At 68.0% G+C, this 24,614-nt stretch carries 21 protein-coding genes; 9 read left to right on the top strand and 12 right to left on the bottom strand.

Annotation, left to right across the window (positions count from 1 at the left end; translation table 11 throughout):
- Positions 1-32: 32 nt before the first annotated feature.
- The 5 genes from ACVCMI_RS06200 (at position 33) to ACVCMI_RS06220 (ending at position 6,662) form a co-directional block, all read left to right on the top strand.
- Entirely contained in the window at positions 33-1,244 is a 1,212-nt protein-coding gene (locus tag ACVCMI_RS06200; RefSeq protein ID WP_447097025.1) for an ABC transporter permease, read from the top strand.
- A gap of 180 nt (positions 1,245-1,424) precedes the next feature.
- Complete coding sequence (locus ACVCMI_RS06205; RefSeq protein WP_447097024.1) at positions 1,425-3,251, top strand: DUF885 domain-containing protein; 1,827 nt, start codon at positions 1,425-1,427, stop codon at positions 3,249-3,251.
- Between the two features lie 184 nt (positions 3,252-3,435).
- Positions 3,436-4,779: a sigma-54-dependent transcriptional regulator gene (locus tag ACVCMI_RS06210; protein WP_395116947.1), complete on the top strand. Its 1,344-nt coding sequence runs from the start codon at positions 3,436-3,438 to the stop codon at positions 4,777-4,779.
- Positions 4,780-4,846: 67 nt separating this feature from the next.
- The gene (locus ACVCMI_RS06215; protein WP_395116949.1) at positions 4,847-5,182 is read left to right on the top strand and encodes a hypothetical protein; all 336 of its coding nucleotides are present in this window, start codon (positions 4,847-4,849) and stop codon (positions 5,180-5,182) included.
- A 64-nt stretch (positions 5,183-5,246) separates the two neighbouring features.
- Positions 5,247-6,662 (top strand): sensor histidine kinase, encoded by a 1,416-nt coding sequence (locus ACVCMI_RS06220; RefSeq protein WP_447097023.1) that lies wholly within the window; start codon positions 5,247-5,249, stop codon positions 6,660-6,662.
- On the opposite strand, the gene phoU is transcribed toward ACVCMI_RS06220, so the two are convergent.
- The 5 genes from phoU to pstS form a co-directional block, all read right to left on the bottom strand.
- Complete coding sequence (gene phoU, locus ACVCMI_RS06225) at positions 6,663-7,409, bottom strand: phosphate signaling complex protein PhoU (protein WP_447097022.1); 747 nt, start codon at positions 7,407-7,409, stop codon at positions 6,663-6,665. It lies immediately after the preceding gene.
- Positions 7,410-7,552: 143 nt separating this feature from the next.
- A complete protein-coding gene (gene pstB, locus ACVCMI_RS06230; RefSeq protein WP_395116955.1) occupies positions 7,553-8,347 on the bottom strand; it encodes a phosphate ABC transporter ATP-binding protein PstB in 795 nt (264 codons plus the stop codon).
- Positions 8,340-9,206 carry a phosphate ABC transporter permease PstA gene (gene pstA / locus ACVCMI_RS06235; protein WP_136256896.1) on the bottom strand — a complete coding sequence of 289 codons (867 nt, stop codon included), beginning with the start codon at positions 9,204-9,206 and terminating at the stop codon, positions 8,340-8,342. Before pstA ends, pstB begins: the two co-directional genes overlap by 8 nt.
- A complete protein-coding gene (gene pstC / locus ACVCMI_RS06240; protein WP_395116957.1) occupies positions 9,206-10,213 on the bottom strand; it encodes a phosphate ABC transporter permease subunit PstC in 1,008 nt (335 codons plus the stop codon). Before pstC ends, pstA begins: the two co-directional genes overlap by 1 nt.
- A gap of 146 nt (positions 10,214-10,359) precedes the next feature.
- On the bottom strand, positions 10,360-11,394 hold the full coding sequence (pstS, locus tag ACVCMI_RS06245) for a phosphate ABC transporter substrate-binding protein PstS (RefSeq protein ID WP_447097021.1): 1,035 nt from the start codon (positions 11,392-11,394) through the stop codon (positions 10,360-10,362).
- 260 nt (positions 11,395-11,654) lie between these two features.
- Between pstS and ACVCMI_RS06250 the strand changes: the two genes are divergently transcribed.
- Complete coding sequence (locus ACVCMI_RS06250) at positions 11,655-12,908, top strand: porin (RefSeq protein ID WP_395116961.1); 1,254 nt, start codon at positions 11,655-11,657, stop codon at positions 12,906-12,908.
- A gap of 159 nt (positions 12,909-13,067) precedes the next feature.
- Here ACVCMI_RS06250 and ppk1 read toward each other — a convergent pair whose 3' ends face one another.
- The 5 genes from ppk1 to phoB all read right to left on the bottom strand — a co-directional run bounded on the left by ppk1 (position 13,068) and on the right by phoB (position 19,246).
- Positions 13,068-15,176, bottom strand: a complete 2,109-nt coding sequence (ppk1, locus tag ACVCMI_RS06255; protein WP_447099436.1) for a polyphosphate kinase 1 — start codon at positions 15,174-15,176, stop codon at positions 13,068-13,070.
- Between the two features lie 28 nt (positions 15,177-15,204).
- Positions 15,205-15,768 (bottom strand): phosphatase PAP2 family protein, encoded by a 564-nt coding sequence (locus tag ACVCMI_RS06260; protein WP_447099435.1) that lies wholly within the window; start codon positions 15,766-15,768, stop codon positions 15,205-15,207.
- On the bottom strand, positions 15,743-16,888 hold the full coding sequence (locus ACVCMI_RS06265; protein ID WP_447099434.1) for a glycosyltransferase family 4 protein: 1,146 nt from the start codon (positions 16,886-16,888) through the stop codon (positions 15,743-15,745). The genes ACVCMI_RS06260 and ACVCMI_RS06265 overlap by 26 nt, the downstream gene beginning before the upstream one ends.
- Before the next feature lie 355 nt (positions 16,889-17,243).
- Positions 17,244-18,524 (bottom strand): phosphate regulon sensor histidine kinase PhoR, encoded by a 1,281-nt coding sequence (gene phoR / locus ACVCMI_RS06270; RefSeq protein ID WP_447099433.1) that lies wholly within the window; start codon positions 18,522-18,524, stop codon positions 17,244-17,246.
- Positions 18,525-18,541: 17 nt separating this feature from the next.
- Positions 18,542-19,246, bottom strand: a complete 705-nt coding sequence (gene phoB, locus ACVCMI_RS06275) for a phosphate regulon transcriptional regulator PhoB (RefSeq protein ID WP_395116970.1) — start codon at positions 19,244-19,246, stop codon at positions 18,542-18,544.
- Between the two features lie 173 nt (positions 19,247-19,419).
- Between phoB and ACVCMI_RS06280 the strand changes: the two genes are divergently transcribed.
- From ACVCMI_RS06280 to ACVCMI_RS06290, 3 genes are read left to right on the top strand one after another with little or no spacing between them, the layout of a single operon-like run.
- The gene (locus ACVCMI_RS06280; protein WP_210772072.1) at positions 19,420-20,373 is read left to right on the top strand and encodes an SPFH domain-containing protein; all 954 of its coding nucleotides are present in this window, start codon (positions 19,420-19,422) and stop codon (positions 20,371-20,373) included.
- 15 nt (positions 20,374-20,388) lie between these two features.
- Positions 20,389-20,835: an NfeD family protein gene (locus tag ACVCMI_RS06285; RefSeq protein WP_447099432.1), complete on the top strand. Its 447-nt coding sequence runs from the start codon at positions 20,389-20,391 to the stop codon at positions 20,833-20,835.
- The gene (locus ACVCMI_RS06290) at positions 20,832-22,106 is read left to right on the top strand and encodes a threonine/serine exporter family protein (RefSeq protein ID WP_395116974.1); all 1,275 of its coding nucleotides are present in this window, start codon (positions 20,832-20,834) and stop codon (positions 22,104-22,106) included. The genes ACVCMI_RS06285 and ACVCMI_RS06290 overlap by 4 nt, the downstream gene beginning before the upstream one ends.
- Before the next feature lie 270 nt (positions 22,107-22,376).
- On the opposite strand, the gene ACVCMI_RS06295 is transcribed toward ACVCMI_RS06290, so the two are convergent.
- Both ACVCMI_RS06295 and ACVCMI_RS06300 read right to left on the bottom strand, forming a co-directional pair.
- Positions 22,377-22,697: an H-NS histone family protein gene (locus ACVCMI_RS06295; RefSeq protein WP_395116976.1), complete on the bottom strand. Its 321-nt coding sequence runs from the start codon at positions 22,695-22,697 to the stop codon at positions 22,377-22,379.
- 212 nt (positions 22,698-22,909) lie between these two features.
- Positions 22,910-24,610, bottom strand: coding sequence for a proline--tRNA ligase (locus tag ACVCMI_RS06300; RefSeq protein WP_395116978.1), 1,701 nt, complete (start codon positions 24,608-24,610; stop codon positions 22,910-22,912).
- Positions 24,611-24,614 lie beyond the last annotated feature (4 nt).

Consider the following 24,614-nt stretch of genomic DNA (forward strand, 5'->3'; position numbering starts at 1 on the left):
CACCGTTTTCACCAGGCATCAGGTAACGAGACATGCAGATTCGACCCATCCTCGCCGCGTTGCGCCGCCATCGCATGGCCACCGTGCTGATCGCGCTGGAAATCGCGCTGGCCTGCGCGGTGCTGTGCAACGCCTGTTTCCTGATCGCCGGCCGGATCGACGCGATCCAGGTCGACAGCGGCGTCGACGAGGCCTCGCTGGCGACGGTGCAACTGGCCGGCTACGAGAACGCGCACGCGGTCGACCTCAACGCCCGGGTGCTGGCCGGGCTGGGCAGCATTGCGGGCGTGCAGTCGGTGAGCCTGCTCAACTCCATCCCGTTCGGCGCGCGCCGCGGCACCGCGGGCGTCACCACGGACATGGCCGGCAAGCACTTCGGCGGCGTGGTCGAGTTCTACGTCGGTGGCCCGGGCAGCCTTTCGGCATTGGGCACGCGGCTGGTTGCCGGGCGCAATCCGCAGCCCGACGATTTCCGTCCGTTCACCGCCTTGATGCCGGACGACGCCTCGGTGCAGGTGACGCGGGCACTGGCCGAGCACCTGTGGCCGGGCGCCGATCCGCTGGGCAAGGAGTTCTGGCTGGACAAGTCGCACTTTCGCGTGGTCGGCGTGATCGACCACCTGGTGCGACCCGACCCGGGCGGCTGGCCCGGCGACAGCCGCGACTGGTCGGTGTTCGTGCCGGCGCAGTCGAGCGTCTATCTCTCCGGCAGCTACCTGCTGCGCGCCGCGCCGACGGACCTGCCGCGGGTGTTGCGCGATGCCCGCGCCGCGATCGCGAAGATCGCCCCGGATGCCGTGCTCGACCAGGACGGCACGCAGACCCTCGGCGACCTGCGCACCCGCAGTTTCCAGAAGGACCGCGCGATGATCGGCATGCTGGTGGGCGTGATCGTGGCGCTGCTGCTGGTCACCGCCCTGGGCATCGTCGGCCTGGCCAGTTTCTGGGTGGCGCAGCGGCGCCGGCAGATCGGCATCCGCCGCGCCATCGGCGCCACCCGCCGCGACATCCTGCACTACTTCCAGACCGAGAACTTCCTGATCGTCAGCTTCGGCATCGTGCTGGGCATGGTGCTGGCCTATGCACTCAATCTGTTGCTGATGACGCACTACGAACTGCCGCGCCTGCCGCTGGCCTACCTGCCGATCGGCGCCGTCGCACTGTGGCTGCTCGGCCAGCTCGCCGTGCTCGGCCCCGCGTTGCGCGCCGCGGCCGTGCCGCCGGTGGTGGCGACGAGGGGATAGCGGTGCCGGGAATGGAGGGTCGGCAATGGGAAACGGGAAAGACCAGAGCGTGAAGCGTCACGGCCTTGCGATTCCCCAATTCCCCCTTCCAGGCTCCGTGCATTCCGGCACGGGCTGACCGCCCCTCGACGCGATCACAATCCACCGTATCGATTCACCACGACCCAAAGGACGCTGCCGATGAAAACCCTGCCGTTGTTGATCTGTCTGGCCCTCGCGGGCTCGGTGACCCTGGCCGCTCCGCTGCAGGCGGCGCCCGCGGCGCAGTCCGTCGCCAAGGGCGACGTGGCCAGTCGCGTGCAGGCGCTCAACGCGCTGCTGGCGGAGCAATGGGAGTACACGCTGAAGAACAGCCCCGAGTTCGCCACCATCCTGGGCGACTTGCGCTACAACGATCATTGGAGCGATGTCTCGCTGGCGCACATGCGCGCGGACCATCAGGCGACGGCCGATTTCCTCAAGCGCTTCGAGGCGATCGACACCAGCGGTTTCCCCGACAGCGACAAGCTCAACCAGCAGTTGATGGTGCGCCAGCTGAAGGATTCGCTGCGTTCCTACGACCTCAAGCTCTACGAGATGCCGCTGGACCAGATGAGCGGCGTGCACATCGCGCTGGCCGGCTTCGTCAGCTCGATCCCGTTCAACAGCACCAGGGAATACGACGACTACCTGGCGCGCCTGAAGGCAGTGCCGAAGCTGTTCGACCAGGTCACCGCGGTGGCGCGGCAGGGCATGGCCGACAAGATGATGCCGCCGAAGTACCTGCTGGAAAAAGTGGTCAAGCAGATCGCCAGCATCGAGCAGCCGGCCGGCATGGACAGCGTGTTCGCCGAGCCGCTGAAGCATTTTCCCAAGTCGGTCTCGGCGGCCGACCAGAAGCGCCTGCATGACTCCATCGTCGCCGCGATCGACCACGACGTGCGCCCGGCCTACGCAAAGCTGGGCAAGTTCGTGGCCGACGACTACGCCCCGCACGGGCGCAGCCAGCCCGGCGTGTGGGATCTGCCCAACGGCGAGGCGATCTACCGCTTCCAGGTCGAGCAGATGACCACTACCAGGGAAACCCCGCAGCAGATCCACGAGATCGGCCTGGCCGAGGTCAAGCGCATCGAGGGCGAAATGACGAAGATCGCCCACGCGCAGGGCTTCAAGGACCTGGCCAGTTTCCGCGCCTCGCTGAAGACCAACCCGAAGACGCACGCCACCTCGCGCGAGGACATCCTCAATCGCTATCGCGGCTACATCGCCGGCATGGAGCCGGAGCTGCCCAAACTGTTCGGGCGCCTGCCCAAGACCGAGGTGGTGGTCAAGCCGGTGGAGAAGTTCCGCGAGAAGGAGGCCGCGGCGGCCGAATACCATCAGGGCACGCCGGACGGCTCGCGGCCCGGGCAGATCTTCGTCAACACCGGCGATTTCGCCAACCGCAGCGTGCTGACCATCGAATCCACCGCCTACCACGAGGGCATCCCGGGCCATCACCTGCAGATCTCGATCGCGCAGAGCCTGCCCAAGCTGCCGCCGTTCCGCCAGCAGGCCGGCTACACCGCCTATGTCGAGGGCTGGGCGCTGTACGCCGAGCAGCTGGGCAAGGAGGTGGGCTTCTACAAGGACCCGCTGTCCGACTACGGCCGCCTGTCCGATGAGCTGCTGCGCGCCGATCGCCTGGTGCTCGACACCGGTGTGCACTACAAGCACTGGACGCGCCAGCAGATGGTCGATTTCTTCCACGCCCATTCCAGCGAGGACGAGCCGGACGTGCAGGCCGAGACCGACCGCTACATCACCTGGCCCGGGCAGGCGCTGGCGTACAAGACCGGCGAGCTGAAGATCCTGGCGTTGCGCGCGCGAGCCAAGCAGGCGTTGGGCGACCAGTTCGACATCCGCGCCTTCCACGACGAGATCCTCGGCGGCGGCGCGCTGCCGCTGGACGTGCTGGAGGACCGCGTCAACGACTGGATCGCCGCGGTGAAGGCCGGCAAGGCGCCGGCGCATCCGGCGGCGATCTAGCCGGTTGGCCCCTTGTAGGGCGGGCACCGCCCGCCATCGTCCCGCTGTGGAATAGCCGGCGGGCGGTGCCCGCCCTACACGCTAGCCGGGCCGGTCGATGACGCCATCGGGGCTTGCATAGCCCGATGGTCATGGCAACCTTGCGGACACGAGCGGCATCCATGTCCGCATGTGCAGAAAACGAATGACCCGAACCGTACTCATCATCGACGACAATCCCGCCGTGGGCGAGGCGCTCTCGCTGGCGCTGTCGCTGCACGAGATCCTCCCGCTGACCGCGCTGACCCCGGAAGACGGCCTGGCCATGCTGGAGCGCGACACCGTCGACGTGGTGATCCAGGACATGAACTTCACCGCCGACACCACCTCGGGCGAGGAGGGCGTGGAGCTGTTCCGCGCCATCCGCGAGCGCCATCCCGACCTGCCGGTGATCCTGCTCACCGCCTGGACGCACCTGGAAACCGCGGTGGAGCTGGTCAAGGCCGGCGCGGCCGATTACCTGGCCAAGCCCTGGGACGACCACAAGCTGCTGGCCACGGTGGAGAACCTGCTGGAGTTGTCCGAATCCAGCCGCGAGCTGACCCGCAGCCGGCGCGAGCGGCGCCAGCGGCGCGAGCACCTGCGCAGCAAGTACGACCTCGACGGGCTGGTATTCGCTTCCGAGGCAATGGGGCGCACGCTCAACCTGGCCTGCCAGGTCGCCCGCTCCGACGTGCCGGTGCTGATCACCGGCCCCAACGGCACCGGCAAGGAGCGCATCGCGGCGATCGTGCACGCGAACTCCGCGGTGAAGCGCGGGCCGTTCGTGGCGGTCAATTGCGGCGCACTGCCGGGCGAGCTGATCGAAGCCGAGCTGTTCGGTGCCGAGGCCGGCGCCTATACCGGCGCCAACAAGGCGCGCGAGGGCCGCTTCGAGCTGGCCGACGGCGGGACCCTGTTCCTCGACGAGATCGGCAACCTGCCGCTGCCCGGCCAGATGAAGCTGCTGCGCGTGCTGGAAACCGGCCAGTTCGAGCGGCTCGGTTCGGGCAAGACGCGCCACGCCAAGGTGCGCGTGCTCAGCGCCACCAACGCCGACCTCAAGGCGATGATCCAGGCCGGTACCTTTCGCGAGGACCTGTACTACCGGCTCAACGTGATCGAAGTGAACCTGCCGCCGCTCACCGAGCGCACCGACGACATCCTGCCGCTGGCGGAATTCTTCCTCGACGGCCGCGCGGAACTGGGCGACGCCGCGCGCGAGGCGATGCAGAGCTATCCGTGGCCGGGCAACGTGCGCGAGCTGAAGAACGCGATCGAGCGCGCCGCCCTGCTGGCGGGCGGCAACCCGATCACGCCGGAGCTGCTCAACCTGCCGCAACATGCGGCAGCGAGCAACCGCAACCTGGACGAACCCAGCCGCGACGCCGTGGAGGACGCCTTGCAGCATGCCGGCGGCGTGGTCAGTCGCGCCGCGCAGCAGCTTGGCCTGTCGCGCCAGGCGCTGTATCGGCGGATGGAGCGCTACGGGCTGGCCACCTCGGGCTGACCGGAGCGGGCTTGCCGCCGCGCGTGCGGCGGACAAAGATGCGCGATCGAGAAGGCGGAGGTGTGCGATGAAGTTTCGAGGTCTGTTGATCCCTTGCGCGATGTTGCTGGCCGGCGCCGTGGCCGCGCAGTCGGCCGCGCCGCAGAGCGACTCCCGCGACGATCGCTGGGATGCCGCACCGCCGGCGGCCGGCTCGACGAATTACCGCAGCGTACCGGTGCTGCCCGGCAACGACGCCCATGGCGTGTTCCAGTTCAGGCAGGCGAAGCATCAGGGCCCCGCCTATGAGCCGCCGCCGCAGGCCAACGACAAGGCCGCCGTGATGGGCAAGTCGCGGCCGTGGCAGAACGGCCGGCCGCCACTCGATTGCGCGATGCATCCGAGGGCGCCGGGATGCCGCTGATGCGGTGGACGCGCGGGCCGGGGTCGGTGCCTGCCGCCGTGCGCAGCGGCCGGAGCGGCGCCCCATGTGGCAACTGCTGAACTCGCTGCGCGCGCGGCTGAGTCTGCTGCTGGTCGCCGCCGGCGTGGTCGGCGCACTGATCCTCGTCGGCGTCACCCGCTGGCCACTGCCGCAACTGCTCGCGTGGTTGCATGGCGGCGCGGCCGGCGCCGGCGAGGCGGCATCGGCCGCGGTCACCGCGACGCCGCCGCAGGATGTCTACATCGCACTGGCCGTGGGGCTGGTGTTGCTGATGCTGGCCGCGATCTGGCTGGCCGGGCGCGCGCTGGACCCGGTGAGCCGCCTGCTGCGGGCGCTGGAAGGCGCGGTGGCCAGTTATCGCGACGGTGATTTCAGCTTCTCCATCGCAGCCAACCGCCGCGACGAACTGGGCAAGCTGATCCGCATGCACAACGAGCTGGGCCACACCTTGCGTGAGCAGCGCCAGCACCTGGCGCAACGCGAGCTGCTGCTGGACACGGTGGTGCAGAACACGCCGGTGGCGCTGGTGCTCACCGATGCCGCGGGCCGCGTGGCCTACGCCAACATCGCCTCAAGGCACCTGTTCAATGAGGGGCGCAGCCTGGCCGGGCTGGATTTCGCCGAACTGCTGGCAGAGGCGCCGCAGGTGCTGCGCCAGGCGGTGGAGAGCGGCGAGGATGCGCTGCTCACGGTGGACATGGACGGCAGCGACGAAACCTTCCACCTGTCGCAGCGTGCGTTCCGCCTGCAGGGGCGGCCGCATCGCCTGCATTCGTTCCGGCGCATGACGCGCGAGCTCTCGCGGCAGGAGGTGGCGACCTGGAAGCGGGTGATCCGGGTGATCAGCCACGAGCTCAACAACTCGCTGGCGCCGATCTCCTCGCTGGCGCACTCTGGCGCGGAGCTGGCGCGGCGCGGCGACGTCGATCGCCTGCCCAGCGTGTTCGCCACCATCGGCGAACGTGCCCGCCACCTGCACGGCTTCATCGCCGGCTATGCCAGCTTCGCCAAGCTGCCGACACCGCGACCGGTCGCGGTGGAGTGGGCGGCCTTTCTGGAAGGCCTGTCGCTGCACTGCCGCTATCGTCTGGCCTCGGCCGTTCCGGAGCGGCCGGGCTGGTTCGACGCCGCGCAGGTCGAGCAGGTGTTGATCAACCTCATCAAGAACGCGCACGAAGCCGGCGGCCCGGACGACGAGGTCACGCTGTCGATCCACGATGTCGGCGCCGAGATGCGCGTGGAGGTGGCCGACCGTGGCCCGGGCATGAGCGAAACGGTGCTGGCGCAGGCGCTGCTGCCGTTCTATTCGACCAAGCGCTCCGGCACCGGCCTGGGCCTGGCGCTGGCGCGCGAGATCGCCGAGGCGCACGGCGGGCGCGTGTTGCTGGCCAACCGCGAGGGCGGCGGCCTGCGCGTGACCTTGCTGTTGCCGACCGCCAAGGCGCCGCCGCGCGGCTGATCAAGGGCGCGCGGGCTTGTCTCCAGGTCCGGCCAGCCCGGAGAAGTCCGCGCTGGAGGTCTGGTCGAGTTTCCTGCGCTGCGATTGCAGCGGTTCGCCGGTGACCTGGAACCACACGTTCTCGGCGATGTTGGTGGCATGGTCGCCGATGCGCTCGATGTTCTTGGCCATGAACAGCAGGTGCGTGCATGGGGTGATGTTGCGCGGGTCTTCCATCATGTAGGTCAGCAGCTGGCGGAAGTAGCCGGTATAGGCCTCGTCCAGCACGGTGTCGTTCTTCCACACCGCGTGCGCGCGCTCGGCATCGCGCTCCTGGTAGGCCGCGAGCACCTCGCGCACGCCGGTGGCCGCCAGCCGCGCCAGGTGTTCCAGGCCCCTGGCCGGCTGCACCGGGGCCACCATCGACAGGGGGATCGAGCGTTTGGCCACGTTGGCGGCGTAATCGCCGATGCGCTCGATGTCGGCCGCCGTGCGCAGCGCCGCGAACACGTTGCGCAGGTCGCCGGCCATCGGCGCGCGCAATGCCAGCAGACGCACCACGTCGTGGCTGATGTCGTGCTCCATCTGGTCGATCGTGTCGTCGTTGTCGACCACGCGCTGGGCGGCGCGCTCGTCGCGCCGCTCGACCACGTCGATCGCCGCCTCCAGCTGTTTCACCGACAACTCGCCCATGCGCACGATCTCGGCGGTGAGCCGGCTCAGTTCGGTGTCGTAGCTCTTGATGATGTGGTCTGTGCCAGTGCTCATGATGTGCCTCTGCTTGTTCCTTCTGCCTTTGGGAGAAGGTGCCCCGAAGGGGCGGATGAGGGTGCGGGGCGGAGCGAAGCATCGCGCTTCGCCCGGACCCTCACCCCAACCCCTCTCCCATGGGGAGAGGGGCTTTCAGTCGATCAGCCGAATCGCCCGGTGATGTAATCCTCGGTCTGCTTCTTGTCCGGCTTGGTGAAGATTTTCTCGGTCTTGTCGAACTCGATCAGCTCGCCCAGGTACATGAAGGCGGTGAGGTCGGAGACGCGGGCTGCCTGCTGCATGTTGTGGGTGACGATGACGATGGTGAACTGGCTTTTCAGTTCCTCCACCAATTGCTCGATGCGGCCGGTGGCGATCGGGTCGAGCGCCGAGGTGGGTTCGTCCAGCAACAGCACTTCGGGTTTCAGCGCGATCGCGCGGGCGATGCACAGGCGCTGCTGCTGGCCGCCGGAGAGGCCGAGCGCGTTGTGCTTGAGCTTGTCCTTCACCTCGTCCCACAGCGCCGAGCTTCGCAGTGCCTGCTCGACGCGGCCTTCCATGTCGGACCTGGACAGCTTCTCGTGGTGGCGGATGCCGTAGGCGACGTTCTCGAAGATCGTCATCGGGAACGGCACCGGCTTCTGGAACACCATGCCGATCTTGCTGCGCAGGCGGTTCATCGAATAGCGCGGGTCGAGGATGTTCTCGCCGTCGAGCAGGATCGAGCCGGTGGCCCGCAGCTTCGGATAGATGGCGTAGATGCGGTTGAAGATGCGCAGCAAGGTGGACTTGCCGCAACCGGACGGCCCGATGATCGCAGTGACCTGCTTCTCGGGGATATCCATGTCGATGCCTTTCAGCGCATGGAAATCGCCGTAGTGGAAGTGCAGGTCGCGCACGGTGAACTTGGGCGACGCCACCGGCAACGGCCGGGCGGCGAGGGCGGGATCAGTCATGGGACACCTTGGTGCGGGAAAGGATCAGGCGCGAGGCCAGGCTCAGCAGCAGCACGAACATGGTGATCACGAACGCGCCGGCCCACGCCAGCGCGTGCATCGATTCGCCCGGGTCGTTGGCGTACTGGTAGATGATCTGCGGCAGGCTGGACATCTTCTCCATCGGGTTGATGGCCATGTAGTTGTTGCCGAACGCGGTGAACAGCAGCGGCGCGGTCTCGCCGCTGATCCGCGCCAGCGCCAGCAGCACGCCGGTGATGATGCCCGAGCGCGCCGCGCGGATCAGGATCTGCACGGTCAGCTTCCACTGCGGCACGCCCAGCGACAGCGCGGCTTCGCGCAAGGTGGAGGGCACCAGCCGCAACATCTCGTCGGTGGTGCGCACGATCACCGGCAACGCGATCAGCGCCAGCGCCACGCCGCCGGCGAAGCCGGAGAAGGTGGTGTTGCCGTGGGTCAGCGCCGTGCTGGGCAGCACGATGATGGTGTAGACGAACAGGCCCATCACGATCGACGGCGCCGACAGCAGGATGTCGTTGAGGAAGCGGATCGACTCCCCCAGCTTCGTGCGGTTGGCGTACTCGGCCAGCCAGGTGCCGGCCAGCACGCCGATCGGCGTGGCGATGCCGATGCCGATGAAGTTGATCACCAGGCTGCCGACCATCGAGTTCAGCAGGCCGCCGTCCTCGCCGTAGGCGGTGATTTTCGTGAACAGCTTCAGGTCCAGCGCGCTGATGCCCTGGCGCAGCGTTTCCCAGAGAATCCAGGCGAGGAAGGCCAGCCCCACCAGCGTGGCCAGCATGCTCATGGTCATGGCCAGCGCATTGGTGATCCGCCGGCGCAGGTAGAGCGCGTTCATCAACGACCCTCCTTGCTCGCCAGGCGGCGCAGCATCAGGCGGGCGATCAGCAGCACGATGAAGGTGACCACGAACAACAGGAAGGCCAGCGCCATCAGTGCGGACTTCTGCAGGCCGGCGGCTTCGCTGAACTGGTTGGCGATGGTCGAGGCAATCGAGGTGCCGGGGTCGAGCAGCGAGGCCGACAGCTGCATCGCGTTGCCCAGCACGAAGGTCACCGCCATCGTCTCGCCCAGCGCGCGGCCGAGGCCGAGGAAGATGCCGCCGATCACCGCCGAGCGGGTGTACGGCAGCACGATGTCCCACGATACCTCCCAGGTGCTGGAACCCAGCGCATAGGCCGATTCCTTCAGCCGCGTCGGCACGGTCTGGAACACCTCGCGCATCACCGAGGAGATGAACGGGATGATCATGATCGCCAGCACGATGCCGGCGACCAGGATGCTGGCGCCGAACGGATAGCTGCTGCCGAACAGCTTGCCCACGAAGGGCACGTGCTCGGCCACCCACGACAGCTGGCCGTCGTCGGGCTGGTTGCCGAGGTTGTTGGTCAGCCACGGCTTGACGTGTTCGGCGAAGAACGGGGCGAAGATGAAAAGCCCCCACATGCCGTAGATGATCGAGGGGATGCCGGCCAGCAGTTCGATGGCCGAGGCCACCGGCGTGCGCAGCCAGGCCGGCGCCACTTCGGAGAGATAGACCGCGATGCCGAAACTCACCGGCACGGCGATCAGCAAGGCGATGAAGGAGGTGGCCAGGGTGCCGTACACCGGCACCAGGGCACCGTAGACCTCGTTGCCCGGGTCCCATTCGGAGCTGACCAGGAAGTGCCAGCCGAAGGTGGCGAACGCGTCGCGCCCGCCCCACAGGGTGGCCGCGGCGGCGCCGAGCAGGGATGCCAGCACCAGCAGCGCGCAGGCCTTCAACAGCCAGCGGAACAGCCGCTCGTGACGGGCGTCACGGCGGCTGCGCTGTTCCAGGATGTCGGTGGTGATGGCTGTCGTCATGCGGGACTCGGTGACCGGCTTGTGATTGAACAAACCCCGTTCGCCCCGAGCGTAGCGCAGCGGAGCCGAAGGGCAGTCTCCTTCGGCTCCGACCCTGCGCCACGCGCTCGGGGCGAACGGGGCGGGCGGCGGCTTCGATCAAGCCATCAATGCTTGAACTCGGACGTCCAGTACGCCTCGATCTGGCTGACAAGCGACGCCGGCAGCGGCACGTAGTCGAGTTCGCTGGCGGCTTGCTGGCCATGCTCCAGCGCGTACTTGAAGAAGTCGAAGGCGACCTTGCTGTTGCCCGCGTTCTTCGGCGACTTGTACATGATGATCCAGGTGGTGGCGGTGATCGGCCACGCCTTGGCGCCCGGCGCGTTGGTCATGATCAGGTTGAAGTCCTTGGCGCTGGCCCAGTCGGCGGTAGCTGCGGCGGCCGCGAAGCTCTCCGCTTCCGGCGCAATCACGTTGCCGGCGGCGTTCTTCATGTTCACCCAGCTGATCTTGTTCTTCACCGCGTAGGCGTATTCGACGTAGCCGATCGAGCCCTTGATCTGGCGCACGTACTGCGACACGCCCTCGTTGCCCTTGCCGCCCACGCCGGTCGGCCATTCCACGGCGGTGCCGAACTTGACCTTGCCGGCCCACTCCGGGCTGACCTTGGACAGGTAGTTGGTGAAGTTGAACGAGGTGCCCGAACCGTCCGAGCGATGCACCACGGTGATCTTGCCGGCCGGCAGGGCCAGGCCCGCGTTCAGCGCGGCGATCTTCGGATCGTTCCAGTTCCTGATCTTGCCCAGGAAGATGTCGGCCAGGGTGGCGCCGTCCAGCTTGATCTGGCCGGTCTGCACGCCGGCGATGTTGACCACCGGCACGATGCCGCCGACCACGATCGGGAACTGGCCCAGGCCGTACTTCTTCAGGTCCTCGGCCTTCATCGGCGCGTCGGAGGCGCCGAAGTCGATGGTGCCTTCCTTGATCTGCGCGATGCCGGCGCCGGAACCGATCGACTGGTAGTTGAGGCGGTTGCCGGTCTTCTCGGCATACGCGGCCGACCACTTGGACATGACCGGGTAGACGAAGCTGGAACCGGCGCCGGTGATGTCGGTGGCGTGGGCGGCCACGCCGAAGGTCGAGGTCACGGCGAACGTGGCGACGGCGGCGAGCCGGACTGGCAGTTTGCGGAGGGTCAACATGGAAGCTCCTTTCGAGTAGGGTCGGATGCGACCCCGCCATTTCAGGCTTTTCGTGTTGCCATTGAATGAAATGAATGTTGCAGCAAGATGACAGCCCCTGCGACAGTGCCGGCGGGCCGCGCGCGGGAGTGTCTCGAATCTGTCATGTCAGTGGCATCCAGCCGTAAAAGTCCGTCTGCAAACTTTTAACCAATCGCCGGCCAGGCCCCTCCGGTTCGGGCGGCGACCCAGCGATTTCCCACCCACTTGCGGAGAAAGACATGCGTTCCAAACTGATTGCGGTGGCGATTGCCGCCGGCCTCGGGGTTGCCAGCTTCACGGCCGCGGCCGCGCCGCAGAACCGGACGTCGGCGACCACCAGCGCCGAGGTCGAGTCGCTGAAGGCCCAGCTCGCCGCACTGCAGGCCAAGGTGAACGAACTGGAACAGCGCACCGATGCGCAGTCCGACATCAACGTCAGCACCGGCCAGGCGGTGGAGAAGGCGACGGCGGTGACCACCGCCAGCGACAAGAAACTCGAGTCGCTGGAGAAGCTGGTCAACAACACCAAGTTGTCCGGCCGCATGTACTTCGACTTCACCAACATCGACCAGAAGGACAGCGACAGCGGCAAGACCGACAAGTCCGGCATCGGCATGGACGTCAAGCGCTTCTACCTCGGCGTCGACCACAAGTTCAACGACATCTGGTCGATGAACCTGACCACCGATTTCAACTATTCCAGCAGCGACGGCCAGACCAGCCTGTTCGTCAAGAAGGCCTACGTGCAGGGCAAGTTCGACGACGCGGCGGTGCTGCGCATCGGTTCGACCGACATGCCGTGGATTCCGTTCGCCGAGCAGTACTACGGTTTCCGCTACGTCGAGAACACCATCACCGACCGCCTGAAGTACGGCAACTCGGCGGACTGGGGCCTGCACCTGGGTGGCGAGCTGGGCGCCGGCAAGTCGTTCAACTACGCGGTGTCGGTGGTCAACGGCAACGGCTACAAGAATCCGGGCCGCAGCAAGGGCGTGGATGTCGAGGGCCGCCTCGGCTTCGTGCCGTTCGAGAACATGGTGGTGGCGATCGGCGGCTACCGCGGCCATCGCGGCCAGGAGACCGAGAACGTCAACGCCGTGAACACGGCCGAGCGCGGCGACATCATGGTCGCCTATGCCAGCGACGCGTTCCGTCTCGGCGCCGAGTACTTCACGGCGAAGAACTGGAACAACGTGCTCACCACGGCCACCGACAAGGCCGACGGTTACTCGCTGTGGGGCAGCGTGGCGGTGGCCGACGACGTGAGCCTGTTCGCCCGCTACGACAACGCCAAGCTCAGCAAGACGCTGGATGGCGCCAACAAGAACGTCTACTACAACGCCGGCGTCGAGTACCAGGTGACCAAGGGCTTCAAGCTGGCCGGCGTGTGGAAGCACGAGAAGGCCGACAAGTCCGTCAGCACGCCGGTACCGCCGCACGTGCGCAACGTGAAGACCAACGAGATCGGCGTGTTCGGCGAAGTGCGCTTCTGAACCCCGTGCCGCCGCGGCAGTCCGCGGCGGCGCGGCGGGGCAAACGGTTATCGTGAGGGAGTTCCACCCAGGGATGGAGAGCGGCGGGCCAGGATGCCCGCCGTTTCTTTTTTTTGCGCGGATGATGGCGATGACGCTGCGCGCGCGTCCGCCGAGGCGTCAGGTCTTGTACCGGTCCAGCAGCCAGCCCTGCGCCGCATGCGCCGGTGCGTCGCCCGGCGTGGCGCGGCGATAGTGCCCATCGGCGTCCAGCAGCCAGGCCTGCACGTTGTCGTCCAGGTAGTTCTGCAGCGTCTCGCGGAAGACACGCGCCGCGATGCGCGGGTCGCGTATCGGGAAGCATGCCTCGACCCGGCGCAGCAGATTGCGCTCCATCCAGTCGGCCGAGGAGCCGTAGATCTCGGCGCAGCCGTCGTTGGCGAACCAGTACACGCGGCTGTGCTCGAGAAAGCGGCCCAGCACCGACCGCACGCGGATGCGCTCGGAGACCCCGGGCAGGCCCGGGCGCAGGATGCATGCGCCGCGCACGATCAAGTCGATCTCGACGCCGGCGCAGGAGGCGCGGTAGAGCGCGGCGACCATGGAAGGTTCGTTCAGCGCGTTCATGCGCGCGATGATCCGCGCCGGCTTGCCGGCGCATGCGTGCGTGATCTCGCGCTCGACCAGGGCGAGCAGGCCGCGGTGCAGGCTGAAGGGCGACTGCAGCACGTGCTCCAGCTCGACTGCCGGTCCGAGGCTGCACAGCTGCTGGAAGATCCGGCCCACGTCGGCGCAGATGCCCGGGTCGCGGGTCATCAGGCCGATGTCGGTGTAGAGCCGGCTGGTGGCCAGGTGGTAGTTGCCGGTGGACAGGTGCGCGTAGCGGCACAGCACGCCCCGTTCGCGGCGCACGATCAGCAGCATCTTGGCGTGGGTCTTGTAGCCGACGACGCCGTACACGACCTGCACGCCGGCCTCCTGCAGACGGTCGGCCAGGCGGATGTTCGCCTCCTCGTCGAAGCGGGCGCGCAACTCGATGACCGCCGTCACCTCCTTGCCGGAGCGGGCCGCATCGGCAAGGTAGCCGACCAGCGGCGAGTCCTCGCCGACCCGGTACAGCGTCTGCCGGATCGCCAGTACGTCGGCGTCCGTGCTGGCCTGGCGCAGCAGTTCGAGCACGGGCGTGAACGAATCGAACGGGTGATGCAGCAGCAGGTCGCCCTGGCTGATGGTATCGAACATGCCGGCGTCCGCCGTGAAGGCGCGAGGCACGGCCGGCACGAACGGCGGATATTTCAGATCCGGGCGATCGACCATGTCATAGACCGCCGACGCGCGATGCAGGTTGACCGGGCCGCTGCACAGGTACACGTCGGCATCGGTCAGGCCGAAGTTCACCAGCAGCATCTGCCGCACCTCGGGCGTGCAGCCCTCGCCGAGTTCCAGCCGCACCGCGTCGGCGTAAGCCCGCTCGCGCAGTTCCATGCTCAGCACGCGCGCCAGGTTCTCGGTGTCGCCTTCTTCCAGCTCCAGTTCGGAATCGCGCGTCACGCGGAACTGGCAGGCGCCGCGGATCGTCATGCCGGGGAACATCGCGTCGGCGAAGCGCTCCAGCAGCGTGGAGAGGAACACGAACTGGTGTGGCGCGCCGGCGACCTCCGGCGGCAGGCGGATCACGCGCGGCAGCGAGCGCGGCGCGCGCACGACCGCGACATGGCCCTCGCGACCGAAGGCGTCCTCGCCGTCCAGCACCACCGCGACATTGAGGCTCTTGTTGAGTATCCGCGGGAACGGGTGGGCCGAGTTCAAGCCCAGCGGCGAGAGCACCGGCAGGATCTCGCGCTCGAAGTGCGTGCGCGCCCAGCGCGTCTGTGCGGGCGACCAGGGCGTGCCGTCGATGAACACGATGCCCTCGCGCGCCAGCGCCGGGCGCAGCTCGTCATGCCACGTTTCGTACTGGGTGTGCATCAGCCGGGTGGCGTTGTCGCGCACCTGCGCGAGCACCTCGGCCAGGGGCATGCCGTCCGGGCCTGGGCGCGCGTCGCCGTAGGCGATCCAGTGCCTGAGGCTGGCCACGCGCACCTCGAAAAACTCGTCGAGGTTGCGCACCGAGATGCACAGGAAGTGCAGCCGTTCCAGCAGCGGTACCGTGGCGTCGCGCGCCTGGGCCAGCACGCGGGCATTGAATTGGAGCGCCGAAAGTTCGTGGTTGAGGCAGAGGTTCGCCGCGCGGAAACCGACGCTGGCCGGCTCCGGCTCGACGTGCTGCGGCGCGCTTGCGATGGTCATGGGCGGAGGGTCGGCGGGTGAGGGCGGTTCAACCCGCCAGGGTGCCGACGAGTGCGGCGTCGAGCCCGCGCGAGCCGAGGCCGAGCAGCGCGCCGAGTGCGGCACCGGCGAGCACGTCGCTGGGGTAGTGCAGGCCCAGCACCACTCGCGACATCGCCACCAGCACGGCGAACAGCGCCAGCGGAAGGGCCAGCACGGGAAACCAGCCGGCGGCGACGATGCCGAAGCTCACCGCGTGCAGCGTATGTCCCGACGGGAAGCTGAACTCGTCCAGCGGCGGTGCGCGCGCGATCACTTCGCGGTGCACGCGGAACGGCCGCGGGCGACGCGTGCGGCGCTTCAGCGTGCGGTAGAGCAACCACGCCACGATGCCGGTGCCGGCCATCTGCAGTGCGGCGTGCCGACCGCGGTCACTGCCGCCGATGGCCAACGCGGCGATCAGGCCGTACCAGAGCCAGCCATCGCCGAGGCGGCTGGCCGCGCCGAAGATCCGTTGCACCGCGCGACGCGCGCCCCAGCGGCTGGCCGCGCGACACAGCAGCGCGTCCAGCGACAGAGTTGCCGGTTCAGGCGACGGCGCGGAGACGGTCATCGGGATGGCCATGCAGCAGCGAGACCAGCAAAGTCTCGAATTCCGCGATCACCATGTCCGGCGGGCACCGCAGCGCGGCGCGCCGCGCATGGGCGCCGAGCCTGCGGCGGGTCGTCGGGTCGACGCCGAGCTGATAGGCCGAGGTGATGAAACTGCGCGCGTCCGAGGGCGGCACAATGCGCCCGGAGATGCCGTCGACGACGTGCTCCTGCGCCGCGGCATGGTCGAACGCGACCAGCGCCAGCCCCGAGGCCATCGCTTCCAGTACCACGTTGCCGAAGGTTTCCGACAGGCTCGGGAACAGGAACACGTCCGCGCTGGCGTAGTGCGCGGCCAGATCCGCGCCGTGCCTGGTGCCGACGAACAGGGCCTCGGGGCAGGCGCTGGCGAGCGCCGCGCGTTGCGGACCGTCGCCGACCATCACCAGGCGCGCGGCGGGCGTGCGTGCCTGCAACGCGCGGAAAGCCTGCACGGCGAGGCCCAGGTTTTTCTCCGCAGCGATCCGTCCGACGCACAGCAGCACCGGCGTCTCGTCATCCACGCCCCAGCTGCGGCGCAGCGCCGGATCGCGCCGCTCCGGCGAGAACAGCCGGACATCGACGCCGCGGCGCAGCTTGCGCACGTGGTCGACACCGGCATCCGTCAGCTCGGCGTGCAGCGCGTTGGTCGGCACCAGGGTCATCTGCGCGCGACGGTGGAAGCCGAGCAGGTGGTTGCGTACCAGCGGCGCCAGCAGGCCGACGCCATAGTGGGCGGCGTAGTCGTGGAAGCGCGTGTGGAACCCGCTCACCACCGGGACCTGCAGCGCGTTGGCCACGCGCAGCGCCGACGCGCCCAGCGGACCTTCCGTGGCGATGTACACCGCATCGGGCCGCTTCGCATGCCAGCGCCGGCGCAGCGCACTGCCGGCGGGCAGGCCGAACTGCATGCCCGGGTAGCGCGGCAGCGCCACGCCGCGTGCGCCCACCAGCTCGACCTTGCCGTCGCGGCCCCCATGACCGGGGCGTATCACGTCGACGCCGAGCCCGCGTGCCGCCAGGCCGGTGGCAAGCGAACGCACGGTGAGGGCGACACCATTGACCTGGGGCGGCCAGGTTTCCGTGACGAAGCTGACGCGCATCGCTGCTCTCCGATCGGAACTGGCAACGATCGTGGCGCGGCCCTGTTGCACGCGGGCGACGGCTGCATGACGCTTGTGCGCTGGTGTCCTGCGCGCCGGGAGGCAGCGCGCACGGCCGTCGTCGACGGCTTTCGGCAGTGCAACGCGCGGTGCGCTCCGTCGCCAGACGAGAAGACCGGACCCGCCTCGCGTGTCATCGGCCTGTCACGCGGCGTCGCGATAATGCCTGCGCCTGCCAGGCACTCCCCTCCATGGCAGGCATCTTCGAGATGCCGCTCTCCTCCTGAATCGGCTCCCGGCGCGGACTTTCTCCGTGCCGTTTTTTTTGCGACAAGGAGTTGCGCGCAGGCGCCGCTCAGTTCGTCGGCGTCTCGGCGCGGAAGATGCCGCCGCGGTCCGGCGGCAACACGCGCGAGGCTTCCATCACGCAGGAGAAGGTCGAGCCGCGGCCGGGCTCGCTCTCGATCACCAGGCGCCCCTGGTGCAGGTTCAGCACGTGCTTGACGATGGACAGGCCCAGGCCGGTGCCGCCGGACTCGCGCGAGCGGCTGGACGACACGCGGTAGAAGCGCTCGGTGAGTCGCACCAGGTGTTCGGCGGAGATGCCCAGCCCGCTGTCGCGCACGGAGAAGATCGCGCCGCCATCGGCGGTCTGCCGCCAGCCGATCACGATCTCGCCGCCGCTGGGCGTATAGCGCACGGCGTTGCTGGTCAGGTTGGAGAACGCGCTGTGCAGGTGATGGATCGAGCCGCGCAGGCGCACCGCAGTGGTCGCCTCCACGCTGATGCGGTGCCGGCCCTGGCTGAGCGCCACCGCCTCGCGGCGCAGCGTCTCCAGCAGCGGAATCATGGCCACTTCCTCGTCCGGCAGGGCCTCGCGCGTTTCCAGCCGTGACAGGGTCAGCAGATCCTCGACGATCTGCTGCATCCGCTGCGACTGCATGCGCATCTCGCCGAGCACCGGCGCCAGCTCGGGCACGTCCACGGGGTCCAGCAGTTCCAGATAGCCGTGGATCACTGTCAGCGGCGTGCGCAGCTCATGCGAGACGTTGGCCACGAAATCGCGGCGCACCTGCTCCAGCCGGATCAGCGTGCTGATGTCACGCGCCAGCAGCACCTTCAGCTGCTGGCCGAAGGGGATGATCGTCGCGGCCAGGCGCAGCGACGCATCCGCCGGCGCCGGCAGGTCGGCGGCCGGCTGCGTGGCATTCGTGCGCAGCCACGTGCCCAGCTCGCTGCCGTCGAGCCATTGCGCGAGCGGCTGCCCGACGTGTTCGCGCCGCACGCCGAGCAGACGGGTAGCGGCCGCGTTGAACCAGCGCACGCGCCCCTGATCGTCGAACAGCACCACGGCATCGGCCAGTGCGCCCACCGCGTCGCGCACGTCGTGCAACTGCGCGCGCAGGCGCGACTGGCGCAAGGCGCGTGCGGCGCGGAGTTGGCCAGGTGTATCGGGTCGCGTCCGGCGTGCACGGCGTGCGCGCAGCCACCACCCCAGCGCGACGGCTTCACCGCCCAGGGCGACGCCGAGCGCCCACCATGGCGACGCCCACAGCGCGGCGACGATCGCGCCGGTCATCGAGCCGATCACGATGACGAGGAAGCCGGTGTCGAAGGAGGTGCGGATGCTGCGCATGCGCCGGCCGGAGCTGCTCAGGGCCGCACGGGTGCGGGCTGGGCGGAGAAGCGGTAACCGGTGCCGCGCACTGTCTGGATCAGGGCATCCAGGCCCCATGCTTCCAGGGTCTTGCGCAGGCGCCGGATGTGCACGTCGACGGTGCGCTCCTCCACGTAGACGCTGCCGCCCCAGACATGATCGAGCAGTTGCGCGCGGGAATACACGCGCTCGCTGTGGCTCATGAAGAAGTGCAACAGGCGGTATTCGGTGGGGCCCAGGTGCACCGGCTCGTCGCCGGCGAACACCCGGTGCGCCTGGCCGTCCAGACGCAGCCCGCCCAGCTCGATCATGCCGGCGCCGTCCTCGCCCTGGCTGCGGCGCAGCACCGCCTTGATCCGCGCCACCAGCTCGCGGGTGGAAAACGGCTTGACCACGTAGTCGTCCACGCCGGCATCCAGGCCGGCCACGCGGTCGGTCTCCTCGCCGCGGGCGGTCAGCATGATGATCGGCAGGTCGCGGGTCAGCTCCTCGCGGCGCAGGCGCCGGGCCAGGTCCATGCCGCTGATGCCCGGCAGCATCCAGTCGAGCAGGATCAGGTCGGGCACCGCCTCGGCGATGGCCAGCTGCGCTTCACCGGCATCGGCGGCGCAGACCGGCAGCATCTCTGCGCGGCGCAGCGCGAACGCCACCATGTCGCGGATCGGCGCCTCGTCTTCGATGATCAGGATGCGTTTTTGCATGCATATGCCCAGTGGCAGCCGGCGCCATGGAATCACGGCCATGTTACGCGACGATGACAGCGCCGGGCTGCCCGGCCGCGGTCGTGATGATCGTTCCATGACGCCATGGTCCGGCCCGCTCGACGGCGCTGCGCTCGCCTATACTGACATCTTCACGGAAAGGGGAGAGCTTCATGGGTATCGCACAACTGCTGGCGCTGGTCATCCTGGTCGTGGTCGTCATCGGCATCGTCAAGCTGGTGCGCATCGTGCCGCAGGGTTACGAATGGACGGTGGAGACGTTCGGCAAGTACACCGGCACGTTGAGCCCGGGGCTGCATTTCCTGATCCCGATCTACCAGGCGATCGGGCACAAGATGAACATGATGGAGCAGGTGCTGGACGTGCCCTCGCAGGACGTCATCACCAAGGACAACGCGGTGGTGCGTGTCGACGGCGTGGTGTTCTACCAGGTGCTGGATGCGGCCAAGGCGGCCTATGAAGTGGCCAATCTGGAGCAGGCCTCGCTGGCGCTGGTGATGACCAACATCCGCACCGTGCTCGGCTCGATGGACCTGGACGAAAGCCTGAGCAAGCGCGACGAGATCAACGCCCGCCTGCTGCGCGTGGTGGACGAGGCGACCCACCCGTGGGGCGTCAAGGTCAACCGCATCGAGATCAAGGACATCTCGCCGCCGCGCGACCTGATCGACGCGATGGCACGGCAGATGAAGGCCGAGCGCGAGAAGCGCGCCAACATCCTCGACGCCGAGGGCTTCCGCCAGGCGGCGATTCTCAAGGCCGAGGGCGAGAAGCAATCGGCGATCCTCTCTGCCGAGGGTGAGAAGGAGGCCGCGTTCCGCGCCGCCGAGGCGCGTGAGCGCACCGCCGAGGCCGAGGCCAAGGCCACCACGATGGTCTCCGACGCGATCGCCGGCGGCAACATCAATGCGCTGAACTATTTCGTCGCCAACAACTACATCGGCGCGCTGAAGGAAATGGCCAATTCGCCCAACCAGAAGATGCTGCTGCTGCCGATCGAGGCCACCGGCGTGATCGGCGCGATGGCCGGCATCGCCGAACTGGCCAAGGAATCCCTCACCCAGCAGCAGCGCCCGGCGGCCGCGCCGGTGCCGCCGCTGCGCTGAGTGGAGTCCTCGACCATGTGGCAACTTGCCGTGCATTACCTGTGGTGGATCCTGGCGCTGCTGCTGATTGCCGGCGAGCTGCTGCTGCCGGGCTATTTCCTGCTGTGGATCGGCCTGGCCGCGGCGGCGATGGGCGTGCTGCTGTGGGCCGTGCCGACGCTGGGCCTGCTGGCGCAGGCGATCGTGTTCGGCCTGCTCGCATTCGCCTTCTGCGTGGCCTACGCGCGCTGGCTGCGGCCGAAGCTGGAGCGTCGCGTGCCGGGCAGCGAACGCCTCAACCGTCGCGCCGAGCAGATGATCGGCCAGCGTTATGAGCTGATCGAGGCGATCGTCAATGGTCGCGGCAAGGCCCGCGTGGGCGACGGCCAGTGGCTGGTCAACGGGCCGGACCTGCCGTTGGGCGCCATCGTGGAAGTGGTTGCCGTCGATGGTTCCACCCTGCAGGTGCGCGCGGTGGCATGAGCGGCACCATCAGCCAGCAGCAATTCGCCACCACCGCGCTGAACACGCGCATGGCGTTCGTGCTGGAGCTGGCGCGGCGCCTGCACCAGTACGGCACCACCGCGCCGCGACTGGAGATGGCCGTGGCCGGCGTGGCGCAGCGGCTGGGCTTGTCCGCCGACGTGTGGTCCAGCCCTACCGCGGTCATCATTTCCTTCGCCGACCTCGCCCAGGGCGAGGAGCGCGTGGCGACGACCACCCAGGTGGTGCGGCTGCCGCCGGGCGAGGTGAACCTGGAACGGCTGTGCCAGGCCGACGACATCGCCGACCGCGCGATCGCCGGCGAGCTGGGCCTGCGCGAAGGCTTTCGCCTGCTGCGCGAGCTGGGTCGGCCGGACAGCCGACGCGAGAAAATCGGCCTGATCGCCAGCTACGGCTTGTCCGCGGCTTCGATTGCGGCGCTGTTCCTGCACAGCTCGTGGGTGGACCTGGTGGTCGCGGCGGTGATCGGCACGATCATCGGCTGCATCACCCTGGCGGCTGCCGTGCGGCCGCAGCTGGCGGCGGCCAGCGATGCAATCAGTGCGCTGGTGGCGACCATGGTGGCGATCCTGGTCAGCGCCTTCATCGTGCCGCTGGCGATCAAGTCGGTGGTGCTGGCCAGCCTGATCATCCTGATCCCCGGCATGTCGCTGACCACCGCCGTGCGCGAGATCTCCAGCCAGCACCTGGTTTCCGGCATGGCGCGCATGGGCGGCGCGATGGCGACCCTGCTCAAGCTCACTTTCGGGGTCATCGCCGCGACCGAGTTGTGCAGCGCACTCGGCATCACTGCGCGCGATTTCGCCTTGCCGCCGCTGCCATCATGGACCGATTACCCGGTGCTGCTGGTCGCCGCGATCGCCTTCGCGATCCTGTTCCGCGCCGCCCGGCGCGACTGGCCGGCAGTGATCGCGGCGGTGGTGGTGGGTTATCTGGCCACGCGCTGGGGTGGCGAGATCTCCACCTCGTTGCCGGGCGCGCCGGTAGGCGTGTTCCTGGGCGGCTTGCTGCTGGGCGCGCTGGCCAACGTCTACGCGCGCTATGCGCATCGGCCCGGCGCGGTAATCCGCGAACCGGGCATCCTGTTGCTGGTGCCGGGCAGCGTGGGCTTCCGCAGCATGTCGTTCCTGCTCGAACGCGACACCTCGCTCGGCCTGGACGCCGGCTTGCTGCTGGTCACCCTGCTGGTGTCGCTGGTGGCGGGGCTGATGTTCGGCGACTTGCTGATTTCGCCGCGGCGCTCTCTGTAAAACAAAAGCGACCGGGCTAGCCGGACTTCACGCCACCCGGTTCATCACGGGAGACGAACCCGCGCGGCACCTTCGCCTCCTCCCCTTTGAAGCAGGGGAGGATTGAGGAGGGTGCTCCTGGCCCCGGCAAGATCAAGAGCCGCGCCTTCCTGACCTACCTTTGCGTTGCGTCCGCATGAGCCTTGCGCGGCGAATGGACGTCGCATAGTTCAAGCCAAAAAAAAGCGCCGGCGCGAGGCCGGCGCTGTTTCCATGGCGTGGGGACGGCGATCAGATCGTCAGGTCCTTTTCCTTCTTGCCCGCCTTCAGCGCGTCGTTGAACCAGTGCGGACGCTTGCCGCGGCCGGACCAGGTCTGCGCCGGGTTGGCCGGGTTGCGATACTTCGGGGCAACCTTGGCGCCGGCGCGCTTGCTCTTGCGGGCACCGCCGAAAATGTCCTCGAACGAATAACCCTCGGCCTTGATCAGCGCGTGGACCTTCTCGCGCAGCTTGACGACCTTCTCCTTGCGCAATTCGTCCTGACGGATTTGTGCCTTGCTGATGAGATCGTTGAGCTGATTGTGGTTGAGATTCTTGATATCGACGGCCATGGACGGACTCCGGTGAGGGTGACGAATCATGCCCCATTATCGAGGCAATGCGGGCATGGTGAATGCCGGCCAGTGGGGATTCTCCATGATCGGACAAACATTTGTAAAGCGCCAAACTCCCCGACGCGCGTCACAGTTCATATTCGAAACGATTATGAAACAGGGTTGCAAGGGCAAATGTACCGATATTCGAAACCCGCCGGTTTCATTAATCAGGCCAGCAGTGCGAACAACTCATCCTGGCTCAACGTGCGGCTCTCGCTGTCCTCGCGGCCGCGATATTCCAGCGTGCCGGCGGCCAGCCCGCGTTCGCTCACCACCACGCGATGGGGGATGCCGATCAACTCCATGTCGGCGAACATGTTGCCGGGACGCAGGCCGCGATCGTCCAGCACGGTTTCGATGCCGCGCTGGACGAGTGCCTGGTACAGCGCCTCGGCGGCCTCGTTGACCGCGGCGGAGGCGTTCTTCGGGTTGATCACGCACACCGCCACCCGCCACGGCGCCATCGCCTCGGGCCAGATGATGCCCGCGTCGTCATGGCGCTGCTCGATGGCGGCGGCGACGATGCGGCTGATCCCGATGCCGTAGCAACCCATGGCCATCACCTGGGCCTTGCCGCCTTCGTCGATCACGGTGGCGCGCAGGGCGTCGGCATACTTCGTCCCCAGCTGGAACACGTGGCCCACTTCGATGCCGCGGGCCAGGTGCAGTTCGCCGTGGCCGTCGGGCGAGGCATCGCCCTCGACCACGTTGCGCAGGTCGGCGATGCGGCTGATGCGCGCGTCGCGCTCCCAGTTGGCGCCGGTGCAGTGCACGCCGTCGGCATTGCCGCCGCAGACGAAGTCGGCCAGTACGGCGGCGTCGCGATCGACGATCACGGGGATGGAATCGGGCAGGCCGACCGGGCCGATGAACCCGGGGCGCGTGCCGCAGGCGGCGCGGATTTCCTCTTCGCCGGCGAGCACCATCTCGCCCGGCAGCTCGGCCAGCTTGCCGGCCTTGACCTCGTTGAGTTCGTGGTCGCCGCGCAGGCACAGCGCGACCAGCCCTTCGACGCCGCGCACCAGCAGGGTCTTCACGCATTGCCGCGGTTCCACTTTCAGGAAGGCGGCGACGTCGGCGATGGTTTTCTGGGTCGGCGTGTCCGCGCGCTGCAGGCCGGCGGCGGGCGCAGGGCGTTCGACGGACGGGGGCAGCGCTTCGGCTTTCTCGAGGTTGGCGGCATAGTCGGAGCCGTCGGAAAACGCGATCGCGTCCTCGCCCGAATCGGCCAGCACCTGGAATTCATGGCTGGCATTGCCGCCGATGGCGCCGGTGTCGGCCTGCACCGCGCGGAAGCTCAGGCCGAGGCGGGTGAAAATGCGCACATAGGCCTGGTACATCGCGGCGTAGGTTTCCGCCAGCGACTCCTGCCCGAGATGGAATGAATAGGCATCCTTCATAAGGAATTCGCGCGCGCGCATCACGCCGAAACGCGGGCGGATCTCGTCGCGGAACTTGGTCTGGATCTGGTAGAAATTGACCGGCAGCTGCTTGTAGCTTTTCAGCTCGTTGCGGGCGTAATCGGTAATCACTTCCTCGGCGGTCGGCGCATAGCAGAATTCCTGCTCCTTGCGGTCGCGGATCTTCAGCAGCTGCGGGCCGAATTTCGCCCAGCGACCGGTTTCCTCCCAGAGTTCACGCGGCTGGATGGTCGGCATCAGCAATTCGATCGCGCCGGCGCGATCCATTTCCTCGCGCACGATGCGCTCGACCTTGCGCAACACGCGCAGGCCCAGCGGACTCCAGGTGTACAGGCCGGAAGCCAGCCGGCGGATCATGCCGGCGCGCAGCATCAGGCGATGGCTGGCGATCTCGGCGTCGGCAGGGACTTCCTTGACGGTGGCCAGGTGGAATTGGCTGAGGCGCATGCGG

The sequence above is a fragment of the Rhodanobacter sp. UC4448_H15 genome, from assembly GCF_052978265.1.

Coding starts and splice junctions, on each gene's coding strand:
- ACVCMI_RS06200 (WP_447097025.1), top strand. CDS start 33: ATGCAGATTCGACCCATCCTCGCCGCGTTGCGCCGCCATCGCATGGCC.
- ACVCMI_RS06205 (WP_447097024.1), top strand. CDS start 1,425: ATGAAAACCCTGCCGTTGTTGATCTGTCTGGCCCTCGCGGGCTCGGTG.
- ACVCMI_RS06210 (WP_395116947.1), top strand. CDS start 3,436: ATGACCCGAACCGTACTCATCATCGACGACAATCCCGCCGTGGGCGAG.
- ACVCMI_RS06215 (WP_395116949.1), top strand. CDS start 4,847: ATGAAGTTTCGAGGTCTGTTGATCCCTTGCGCGATGTTGCTGGCCGGC.
- ACVCMI_RS06220 (WP_447097023.1), top strand. CDS start 5,247: ATGTGGCAACTGCTGAACTCGCTGCGCGCGCGGCTGAGTCTGCTGCTG.
- phoU (WP_447097022.1), bottom strand. CDS start 7,409: ATGAGCACTGGCACAGACCACATCATCAAGAGCTACGACACCGAACTG.
- pstB (WP_395116955.1), bottom strand. CDS start 8,347: ATGACTGATCCCGCCCTCGCCGCCCGGCCGTTGCCGGTGGCGTCGCCC.
- pstA (WP_136256896.1), bottom strand. CDS start 9,206: ATGAACGCGCTCTACCTGCGCCGGCGGATCACCAATGCGCTGGCCATG.
- pstC (WP_395116957.1), bottom strand. CDS start 10,213: ATGACGACAGCCATCACCACCGACATCCTGGAACAGCGCAGCCGCCGT.
- pstS (WP_447097021.1), bottom strand. CDS start 11,394: ATGTTGACCCTCCGCAAACTGCCAGTCCGGCTCGCCGCCGTCGCCACG.
- ACVCMI_RS06250 (WP_395116961.1), top strand. CDS start 11,655: ATGCGTTCCAAACTGATTGCGGTGGCGATTGCCGCCGGCCTCGGGGTT.
- ppk1 (WP_447099436.1), bottom strand. CDS start 15,176: ATGACCATCGCAAGCGCGCCGCAGCACGTCGAGCCGGAGCCGGCCAGC.
- ACVCMI_RS06260 (WP_447099435.1), bottom strand. CDS start 15,768: ATGACCGTCTCCGCGCCGTCGCCTGAACCGGCAACTCTGTCGCTGGAC.
- ACVCMI_RS06265 (WP_447099434.1), bottom strand. CDS start 16,888: ATGCGCGTCAGCTTCGTCACGGAAACCTGGCCGCCCCAGGTCAATGGT.
- phoR (WP_447099433.1), bottom strand. CDS start 18,524: ATGCGCAGCATCCGCACCTCCTTCGACACCGGCTTCCTCGTCATCGTG.
- phoB (WP_395116970.1), bottom strand. CDS start 19,246: ATGCAAAAACGCATCCTGATCATCGAAGACGAGGCGCCGATCCGCGAC.
- ACVCMI_RS06280 (WP_210772072.1), top strand. CDS start 19,420: ATGGGTATCGCACAACTGCTGGCGCTGGTCATCCTGGTCGTGGTCGTC.
- ACVCMI_RS06285 (WP_447099432.1), top strand. CDS start 20,389: ATGTGGCAACTTGCCGTGCATTACCTGTGGTGGATCCTGGCGCTGCTG.
- ACVCMI_RS06290 (WP_395116974.1), top strand. CDS start 20,832: ATGAGCGGCACCATCAGCCAGCAGCAATTCGCCACCACCGCGCTGAAC.
- ACVCMI_RS06295 (WP_395116976.1), bottom strand. CDS start 22,697: ATGGCCGTCGATATCAAGAATCTCAACCACAATCAGCTCAACGATCTC.
- ACVCMI_RS06300 (WP_395116978.1), bottom strand. CDS start 24,610: ATGCGCCTCAGCCAATTCCACCTGGCCACCGTCAAGGAAGTCCCTGCC.